Origin of the sequence: Bradyrhizobium sp. (genome assembly GCF_016462955.1) — a bacterium.
In the GTDB taxonomy this organism is placed as follows: domain Bacteria; phylum Pseudomonadota; class Alphaproteobacteria; order Rhizobiales; family Xanthobacteraceae; genus Bradyrhizobium.
Window position 1 is genome coordinate 1 of the sequence record NZ_JAEMSD010000312.1, and the last position, 8,333, is coordinate 8,333.

An 8,333-nucleotide genomic window follows, 5' to 3' on the forward strand; every position below is an offset into this window, starting at 1 on the left:
CTTCCCCGGCATCAAGAAGCGCCTGGTCGAGGAAGCCCTGCGCATCTTCTTCGAGGTGCGCGAGGTGCCCGGCCTGAAGAAGAAGCCGTCGACGTCGGAGCTCTTGGACTGGCTCAAGCTGCTGCTCAACGAGGACATGAGCGTCGAGCAGCTGCGCGAGCGCGACCCGCGAAAACTGATCCCGCCGCTGCACGGCGCGCTCTTGAAGAACGAGCAGGACGTCCATCTGTTCGAGCGGTTGGCGTTCCTGAGCCGGCGAGAAGTGTAGGGCTCTCGTGTCCCGGACGCGCTGCAGCGTGGAACGCTGCTGCGCAGAGCCGGGACCCAGAACGCGGCACGGCACAATACGGCGACATGGGCCCCGGCTCTGCAGCGCACCGCAAGGGCGCTGCGCTGCGTCCGGGGCACGAGAGCGGAACGCGGCGCACGCTCTCTTCCCCTCGTCATTGCGAGCGAAGCAAAGCAATCCAGAATCCCTCCGCGGCGGCAGTCTGGATTGCTTCGTCGCAAGCGCCCCTCGCAATGACGGAGCAAGCGGCATCGCCGGCGTTCTCCGACTCGCGTCTTGACCTGCAGACACGCCTTCGCAGCCTCGCGGCGCATCGCCCGAGCTTTGCTTCATTCCGTCGCCCCAAAGGAAAGAGGGCGCAGGGAAGGCCAGGTGCCGACAGGCACCCGCGGTCTGCTGCGCAAAAAGGCACACGCAGAAAACCGCACAGCAGCATACAGGTGTCGCCGAACACTCGGCCTTCCCTGCGCGATGGTCGGACGGCTTATGCCGTGCTCTCCCGGGAGCCGAACTTTCCCTCTGGCCTCCCTCGCCCCGCGAATTGACGATGCCGTCCGCCCGGTTGGGCTCACGCGCATCTCCGCAAGAGGCTTGACCGTAGCAACGACGGCCAGGACCACACGGTTTTGCCGTACGCAGCTCATCCGGCTTGGCCAAGAGGCTTCGCCGGACTTCAGCGCCGCTCGTCCGCACGAAGCCTCGGGCTCACAGGGACTACCCGCCCTGCCCGCGCCTCTCGCGCACGACGCCGCCGCGTCCACCGCAACCCGGCCCGCGTTTCGAACGACTCGCGAACCGCCCCTCTTCGTCGGGCCGGGCTGCTGCGATGTATGCCGCAATTCCGAATTTCGGTAAAGTGGAATATTTTTGCGAGGAGGGGTTGACGGGGTGCGGGGTGTTTGCCCCGACGGGCAATAAAGATCGGTTGCCCGACGTCAAGCCACAGAATGGCGAGGCCAGCGCCCCTGCTTGGCCGCTCTGAAAAGAAGCTCTACCGTCATCGGGGCCTTGGTGCTCCGTCCGACAACGAGAGACTTGATCAGGCCGACCAGGTCAAACCCTTCCCCGCCAAAATACATGTCAAAATCGAACTCCGACATGTCGACCTTGAACTGATCCGCAAATCGACAGATGAACTCATGCGCGTCGTCTCCGTCGACGCCCAAATCGCGGGCGATGTCGGTCGCGAGAATGATTTGCCTGCGCGTCAACGTCTCTGTTTGAACAAAGGAAAGCAGGCTTTCCAGAAGCTCGGCATCGTCGATATCAGCCATCACGACGTCCTGTAACCATAATTAACGTGAAATATCTTCGTGCAGAGGGGTTGACGGGGCGGCGGGTGTTTTGCCCGACGACACTTCGTAGGATGGGTAGAGCGCAGCGAAACCCATCAAACCGGCTGCCGCGGGCATCGAAAGATGATGGGATTCGCTGCGCTCTACCCATCCTACATGATCGCATCAGCTCGGCTCTCCGAAGTCGGCGCCGCGCTCCAACTTTGAGAGATCACCAGCCCAGTCTGCCGGATAGATGCCGAGCGCTACGTGGCGGTGAAATGACGAGTGGCCCCAATCGCGCACCCGTTTGACGAGGCCGTGCTTGACGGGATTGATGTGCACGTAGTCGATGTGCCGGGCATAATCCTCCCCGTCCCGAATGGTGTGCTCCCAATAGCGGCGCTGCCAGATGCCGCGCTCCCCTCTGGCGGCGCAACTGGCCGATACCGGCTCGTTTGTTTCGAGGCTGCGGGAGAAAGCGGATTTGATTTGTCGCCAGCGCGTTGCAAAATCGGCATCACCGTCCGGCATTGTCCAGACGGTGTGAAGATGCTCCGGCAGGATCACAATCGCATCGATCGTGAAGGGATGCCGTCGGCGGATCTCGCGAAAGGCCGCGCGCAACAGCTCGATGTTCGTCGTCAGAAGCGATTGCCGGCGGTCGGCGAGATTGACCGTGAAGAAGAAACTTCCGCCGGGGACGAAGTTGCGCCGATAGGAGGTCATGCCCCATCATGGCACAACCTCGGATGGACGTCATCGCTCTTGTAGGATGGGTAGAGCGCAGCGAAACCCATCGCACCTCGGAGAACGCGGCACGATGATGGGTTTCGCTGCGCTCTACCCATCCTACGAAAGCTCACGCCATCGCCGTATCCGGAATCCTTGCGGCTTCCATCGGCGCCTTGCCGCGGATCAGGTCGGAGGCACGATCCGCGATCATCATCGTTGACGCGTTGAGGTTCGCCGAGATCATGCGCGGCATCACGGAGGCGTCGATGACGCGGAGGCCCTCCAACCCGTGGACGCGGAGCTGGTCGTCGACCACCGCCCAGGTGGAATCTGCAGGGCCCATGCGGCAGGTGCAGCCGGGGTGGAAGGTGGTGGTGCCGCGCTCGGTGGCGGCGTGCAGGAATTCGTCGTCGGTGTTGACGTTGGGGCCGGGAAAGTCCTCGTAGGCGTAATAGGGCGAGAGCGGCGCGGACTTCAAAAGCTTGCGCGCCAGCTTCATGCCGCCGACGACGACGCGGCGGTCGAGCTCGGCGTCGAGATAATTGGTCTGGATAACAGGCGGTGCGAACGGATCGGACGAGCGGATGCGGACATAGCCGCGGCTCTCGGGACGCTGCTGCCAGGATGCCACCGTCATGCCGGGCTCGTCCTCGAGCTGGCCTTGCACGCCTTCTTTGTAAGAAGCGGGCGTAAAGGTGAGCTGGAGGTCGGAGCTCTCGGCGCTCTCGCCGGAATGCCAGAAGCAATAGACCATGGTCGGCGACAGCGAGAGCAGGCCCTTGCGCTGGGTCGCCCATTTCAACGCCTCGATCCACAGCGAGAGGCCGCGGCGGAGCTCGTTGATGGTCTTGATGTCCTTGACGCGCGCCACCGTGCGCGGGGCGTAGTGATCTTGCAGGCCCTCGCCGACGGGCAGCGCGTGACGCACTCCGATGCCGTGCTGCTGCAGCAGGTCGGGCGAGCCGATGCCGGAGAGCTGAAGCAGCTGCGGCGAATTATAGGTGCCGCCGGAGAGGATGACTTCCTTGTTGGCGCGCACCTCCACGGGCGTGCCGCCGCGGCCGCCCTTCATGTAGCGCACGCCGACGGCGCGCTTGCCCTCGAAGATGATCTCGGTCGCGTGCGCATGGGTGTGCACATGCACGTTGGGCCGCTTCATCGCCGGCTTCAGGAACGCGGTGGCGCCGGAGACACGCAGGCCGTTGTTGATGGTGCGCTGGCAGTAGGAGACGCCCTCCTGCGTCTTGCCGTTGTAATCGGGATTGCGGGGAATGCCGAGCGAGACCGCGCCCTCCATGAAGGCCTCGCAGAGCGGATCGCGCCAGTTCATGGTGGTGACGATGAGATTGCCGTCGCGGCCGCGATAGGTGTCCTCGCCCTCGCCGACCCGCTTCTCCAATCGCCGGAAGTAGGGCAGCACGTCGGCATAGCCCCAGCCGCGATTGCCCATCTGCGCCCAGGTGTCGAAGTCCATGCGCTGGCCGCGATTGTAGATGTGCCCGTTGATCGAGGACGAGCCGCCCAGCGTCTTGCCGCGCGGCGCGTAGATGCTGCGCCCGCCGGTCCACGGACCGGGCTCCTGCTGATAGGCCCAGTTGATGCTCTTCATGTGGAAGGTCTTGATGAAGCCGGCCGGCAGATGGATGTAGGGATGCCAGTCGGACGGCCCGGCTTCGAGCACGCAGACGCTCGTGTTCGGGTCCTCGCTGAGGCGGCTGGTGAGCACGCAGCCGGCAGAGCCGGCGCCGACGATCACGTAGTCGAATCTATCCATGGTCCCTCGACCGCCCCTAGCATGTTTCGAGATTGGGTGAATTGCAGCCGCGGATTCCGACACCTCTCCCGGAGGGAGAGGTCGATTTGCTCTCGGCGATGCGCAGCATCGTCCGGTGCAAATCGGGTGAGGGGCTCAGGTCCCACGAGAGAGCGGTCCCCTCACCCGGCGCTACGCGCCGACCTCTCCCTATGGGAGAGGTGGCCGAGCCCGCGGCGACATCGTTACGAATAGCACACATCATCCCTAGCGCGGCTTGTCATTGAGCTGGAATTCCAGATGCGCCTGCACCGTCGGCCATTCGGCGGCGGTGATGCTGTAGACCACGGTGTCGCGCAAGGTGCCGTTCGGCGCGATCTGGTGGCTGCGCAAAATACCGTCCTGCTTGGCGCCGAGGCGCTCGATGGCGCGGCGGCTCTGGTGATTGAAGAAATGCGTGCGGAACTCGACCGCGATGCAGTTCAGCGCCTCGAAGGCGTGCCGCAGCAAGAGCAGCTTGCACTGCGTGTTGAGCGGGCCGCGCTGCGCGCTCTTGCCATACCAGGTCGAGCCGATCTCGACGCGGCGGTTGGCGGCATCGATGTTCATGTAGGTGGTCATGCCGACGATATTGCCGGTGGCGTCGAACACGGTGAACGGCAGCATCGAGCCCGCAGACTGAAGCCCCAGGCGGCGATCGATCTCCTTCGCCATGCCCTCGGGCGTCGGGACCGCAGTGTACCAGAGCTTGAAGAGCTCGCCGTCTCTGACGGCCGCGACCAGCCCTTCGCGGTGATCGTGCGATAGCGGCTCTAGACGGGCGTGCTGTCCACGCAGGGTGACGGGATCGGGCCAGGGCATTTCTCACTCCATAATGACTGCCGTCATTCCGGGGCGCGACGAAGTCGCGAGCCCGGAATCCATAACCACCGCCTGGGGTTATGGATTCCGGGCCTGCGTGCTGGCGCACGCATCCCGGAATGACGACGGATGTATTGGCACGGCTTTGTCCAGATACATTCACTTATTCAAGAAATTCAACGGCAAACCGCCGCGCGGCCAGTCCATGGCGATCAGCTCGCCCTTGCCTGACAGCGTGATGTAGGCGGTCTTCAACTCGGGGCCGCCGAAGGCGATGTTGGTGGTGACGCGGTCGCCGGTGGGCACCTGCTCGACCAGCGTCCCGTCGGGCGCGATCACAGAGATGCAGCCGGAAACGAGCGTGGCGACGCAGACATTGCCGCCCGCTTCCACCGCGAGCGAATCGAACATCTGGTAGCCGCCGAGCCCGCAGATCGGTTTTCCCCGCTCGCCCCGATAGATCACGTCGCGCGGCTTGAGCGTGCCGGGCGCCGAGAGCTCGTAGGCCCAGAGCCGGCCGGTCGGCGTCTCCGCGATGTAGACGGTGTTCTCGTCCGGCGACAGGCCGATACCGTTGGCCGGCAGGATGCCGTGCACGATCTCGACGAGCTCGGTCATGCCGGGCTTGAGGTAATACATGCCGCCGACGTCCATCTCGCGCGCGCGGCGCTTGCCGAGATCGGAGAACCAGAGGCCACCCTGCTTGTCGAAGACCAGATCGTTCGGCCCGCGCAGTGCGTGCTCGCCGCATTTGGTCACGAGGGTCTCGACCTTGCCCGACTGCAGATCGACGCGCTGGATCGCGCCGCCGAGATAATCGTCGGGCTGCGGACCCGGCATGATCATGTTGCGGGTCGGGATCCAAGAAAAGCCGCCATTGTTGCAGATGTAGATCTTGCCGTCGGGCCCGAGTGCGGCGCCGTTCGGCCCGCCCGGAATCTTCGCCACGATCTCCTTGCGTCCGTCCGGATAGACGCGCGTCAGGCGCTGTCCCCGGATCTCCACCAGCACCACCGAACCGTCGGGCATCACGACCGGCCCTTCGGGAAATTCGAGATCGGTGGCGAGAACGCGGATGTTGGGCGTGGCAGTGGACATTTGGGACCCTCCCGGCTGCTTGTTATGACTTGCACGGGATGTCCGGCACGGGCCCCGCAGGCAAGATTTGCCTGCGGTTATGACAAAGTCGCCAAGGCTTGCCAAGCAAGCGGGACGGTATGCCAGCTTTGCATGCTACTCTCGCACGGGTATCCAGATCTCGAAGCCGCCGTTGCCGGTTGCGGGATCGAAGGTTTCGCCGTAGCGCTCGAAGTTCGGCGCATCCGCAGCCGTGAGGCCGGACGCCGGCAGCCACTGATTCCAGATCGTGTTGACGGTGCGGCGGATCGAGGCGACGTGCTCAGTATGCGTGAACACGGCGTAGCGCTGCTCGGGAATGCGGATGCGGCCGTAGCGGCGCGGCAGGTCGGAGAAATCGGCGACCTCGACCCCGGCGATGTAGTCGAAATTGCCGGCATCGTCGCCGTTGCAGCAGACGCCGTAGGCGACTTGATGGCCGACCCGCGCGGGGATGTCGGCGACCTCCTGGTTGAAGCGGTGCCACAGGCCGGGGATCATGGCGCCGTTGTCGCAGGAGATGCGCTCGGCGGGGCCGGCGACCAGGAAGGCCTTTGCGGTTTCGAAACGCGGCGGGGAAAGATGGTCGAGCATGGTGGAGTCCATGAGGATCGGCTCCTGGAGCTGGAGTTGGCTGACGCAAGTCGCGGCCCGGACCGCTTCCGGCGTGGTACCGAACTGGTCGCGGAACGCGCGGGTGAAGGCTTCGTGCGAGCCGTAATCCGCCTCCAGCGCCAGTGACAGGATGTCCGGTGCGCCCTTTGCGAGGCTGCGCGCCGCCTCCGTCAGCCGCCGCGCACGTACGTAGCGCATCACCGGAAGACCGACGGCCGCGGCAAACGCACGCACGATGTGGAACCGCGACACGCCGGAGATCGCGGCGATCTCGTCGAGCGTCATCGGCTCGGCCAGATGGCTCTCGATGTACCAGAGCGCACGCTGGGCTGGGTTCACGGGTATCGTCCTCGTTCGAAGCGCGGCGATGTTGCGCCGGTCGGCACCGCCCGGCTTGATCGGCATTGCTGTCGCTCGCATGAGGATAGCCGGCCAAAGGCCGCTGGCAACGCCCCGGTCTTCACGGCTACACTCGCCTGAACCGCTCACGAGAAAGAGGAACCGGGTCATGGACATCACCAATGTGCGGGCGCACCATATCCGCATCCCCTATGACGCCGGTGTCGCAAGCTTCCGCCAGGGCGCTTTGGCCATTTCCGCGCTCGACATGGTGCTCGTCGAGGTCACGACCGATTCCGGATTGACCGGCTGGGGCGATGCCTTCGCCTATGTCTGCCCGCGCACCACGCGCAGCGCGGTCGAGGAGATGATCGCACCCCAGGCCCGCGGGCTGAAGGTACCCGATGCGGCCGGCATTCCCGCCTTCATGGAGCAGATCCAGCGCAACCTGCATCTGTTCGGCCGCTACGGCATCACCATGTTCGCGATCTCCGGGCTCGACATCGCGCTGTGGGACCTGGCGGCGAAGGTGAAGGGCGTGCCGCTGCATCGCCTGCTCGGCGAGACCAGGCGCACGGCCATTCCGGCCTATGCGAGCCTGCTCCGGATCGGCTCGCCCGACGATATCGCCGCCGAATGCAGGAAGGCGCTCGCGCTCGGCTATAGCGCGATCAAGCTGCACGAGACCACGGCGCCCGCGGTGTTTGCCGCGCGCGAGGCGATCGGGCCGAACATTCCGCTAATGGTCGACATGAACTGCCCGCTCACGGCCGAGCAGGCGATCGGCTTCGCGAAAGCCTGCCGGGACGCACAGCCGATGTTTCTGGAAGAGCCGGTCTGGCCGCCGGAGGATTTCGCCGCGCTTGCGCAAGTGCGCAGCAAGGGCGGGCTCGACATTGCCGCCGGCGAGAATGCCTGCACCGAATATCAATTCCGCCAGATGATCGAGGCGGGTGCGGTGAGCCACGCCCAGCCCTCGGTGACCAAGGTCGGCGGCATCACGGAATTCGTGAAGGTCGCAGGCCTGGCCGATCGGGTCGGCGTCAAGATCGTTCCGCATTCCCCTTACTTCGGCCCCGGCCTGCTGGCGACGCTGCATCTGCTCGCGACACGCGACGACGGGCTGGTCGAGATGTTCTACCTGAAGCGCGAAGCCTGCCTCTGGGGCGGCCGCATCGATGCCGATGCCACCGGCCATGTCGCAGTGCCCTCCGGCCCCGGGCTCGGCTACGAGCCCGATCCCGGCGTGATGGAGCGCTACCGCGTGGCGTGAACGGCGCGCCTATTTCGCGTCCTTGGCCGGCGGCGCGTCCTGCTTCTTCTTCAGATCCTCGACGGTCTTCGCCTGCGC

At 64.9% G+C, this 8,333-nt stretch carries 7 protein-coding genes and 1 pseudogene; 2 read left to right on the forward strand and 6 right to left on the reverse strand.

The features are described from left to right. Positions 1-268 (forward strand): annotated as a pseudogene (locus JHD07_RS26130) (ATP-binding protein); the annotation flags it as partial. 956 nt (positions 269-1,224) lie between these two features. Here JHD07_RS26130 and JHD07_RS26135 read toward each other — a convergent pair. The 6 genes from JHD07_RS26135 to JHD07_RS26160 all read right to left on the reverse strand — a co-directional run bounded on the left by JHD07_RS26135 (position 1,225) and on the right by JHD07_RS26160 (position 6,982). Then, positions 1,225-1,563, reverse strand: a complete 339-nt coding sequence (locus JHD07_RS26135; protein ID WP_291627303.1) for a DUF1493 family protein — start codon at positions 1,561-1,563, stop codon at positions 1,225-1,227. A 186-nt stretch (positions 1,564-1,749) separates the two neighbouring features. After that, positions 1,750-2,292: a transposase gene (locus tag JHD07_RS26140; protein ID WP_291627305.1), complete on the reverse strand. Its 543-nt coding sequence runs from the start codon at positions 2,290-2,292 to the stop codon at positions 1,750-1,752. A gap of 133 nt (positions 2,293-2,425) precedes the next feature. Further along, positions 2,426-4,072 carry a GMC family oxidoreductase N-terminal domain-containing protein gene (locus JHD07_RS26145; protein ID WP_291627307.1) on the reverse strand — a complete coding sequence of 549 codons (1,647 nt, stop codon included), beginning with the start codon at positions 4,070-4,072 and terminating at the stop codon, positions 2,426-2,428. Positions 4,073-4,318: 246 nt separating this feature from the next. Continuing rightward, the gene (locus tag JHD07_RS26150; protein ID WP_291627309.1) at positions 4,319-4,912 is read right to left on the reverse strand and encodes a GNAT family protein; all 594 of its coding nucleotides are present in this window, start codon (positions 4,910-4,912) and stop codon (positions 4,319-4,321) included. A gap of 159 nt (positions 4,913-5,071) precedes the next feature. Next, positions 5,072-6,010, reverse strand: coding sequence for an SMP-30/gluconolactonase/LRE family protein (locus tag JHD07_RS26155; RefSeq protein ID WP_291627311.1), 939 nt, complete (start codon positions 6,008-6,010; stop codon positions 5,072-5,074). Positions 6,011-6,145: 135 nt separating this feature from the next. Next, on the reverse strand, positions 6,146-6,982 hold the full coding sequence (locus tag JHD07_RS26160) for an AraC family transcriptional regulator (protein WP_291627315.1): 837 nt from the start codon (positions 6,980-6,982) through the stop codon (positions 6,146-6,148). A 169-nt stretch (positions 6,983-7,151) separates the two neighbouring features. Between JHD07_RS26160 and JHD07_RS26165 the strand changes: the two genes are divergently transcribed. Continuing rightward, positions 7,152-8,255 (forward strand): mandelate racemase/muconate lactonizing enzyme family protein, encoded by a 1,104-nt coding sequence (locus tag JHD07_RS26165; RefSeq protein ID WP_291627313.1) that lies wholly within the window; start codon positions 7,152-7,154, stop codon positions 8,253-8,255. Positions 8,256-8,333: the final 78 nt, after the last annotated feature.

What these genes read in the sequence shown, in the direction of transcription:
- JHD07_RS26155 (WP_291627311.1), bottom strand. Translation starts at nt 6,010, where the DNA reads ATGTCCACTGCCACGCCCAACATCCGCGTTCTCGCCACCGATCTCGAA.
- JHD07_RS26140 (WP_291627305.1), bottom strand. Translation starts at nt 2,292, where the DNA reads ATGACCTCCTATCGGCGCAACTTCGTCCCCGGCGGAAGTTTCTTCTTC.
- JHD07_RS26145 (WP_291627307.1), bottom strand. Translation starts at nt 4,072, where the DNA reads ATGGATAGATTCGACTACGTGATCGTCGGCGCCGGCTCTGCCGGCTGC.
- JHD07_RS26165 (WP_291627313.1), top strand. Translation starts at nt 7,152, where the DNA reads ATGGACATCACCAATGTGCGGGCGCACCATATCCGCATCCCCTATGAC.
- JHD07_RS26135 (WP_291627303.1), bottom strand. Translation starts at nt 1,563, where the DNA reads ATGGCTGATATCGACGATGCCGAGCTTCTGGAAAGCCTGCTTTCCTTT.
- JHD07_RS26150 (WP_291627309.1), bottom strand. Translation starts at nt 4,912, where the DNA reads ATGCCCTGGCCCGATCCCGTCACCCTGCGTGGACAGCACGCCCGTCTA.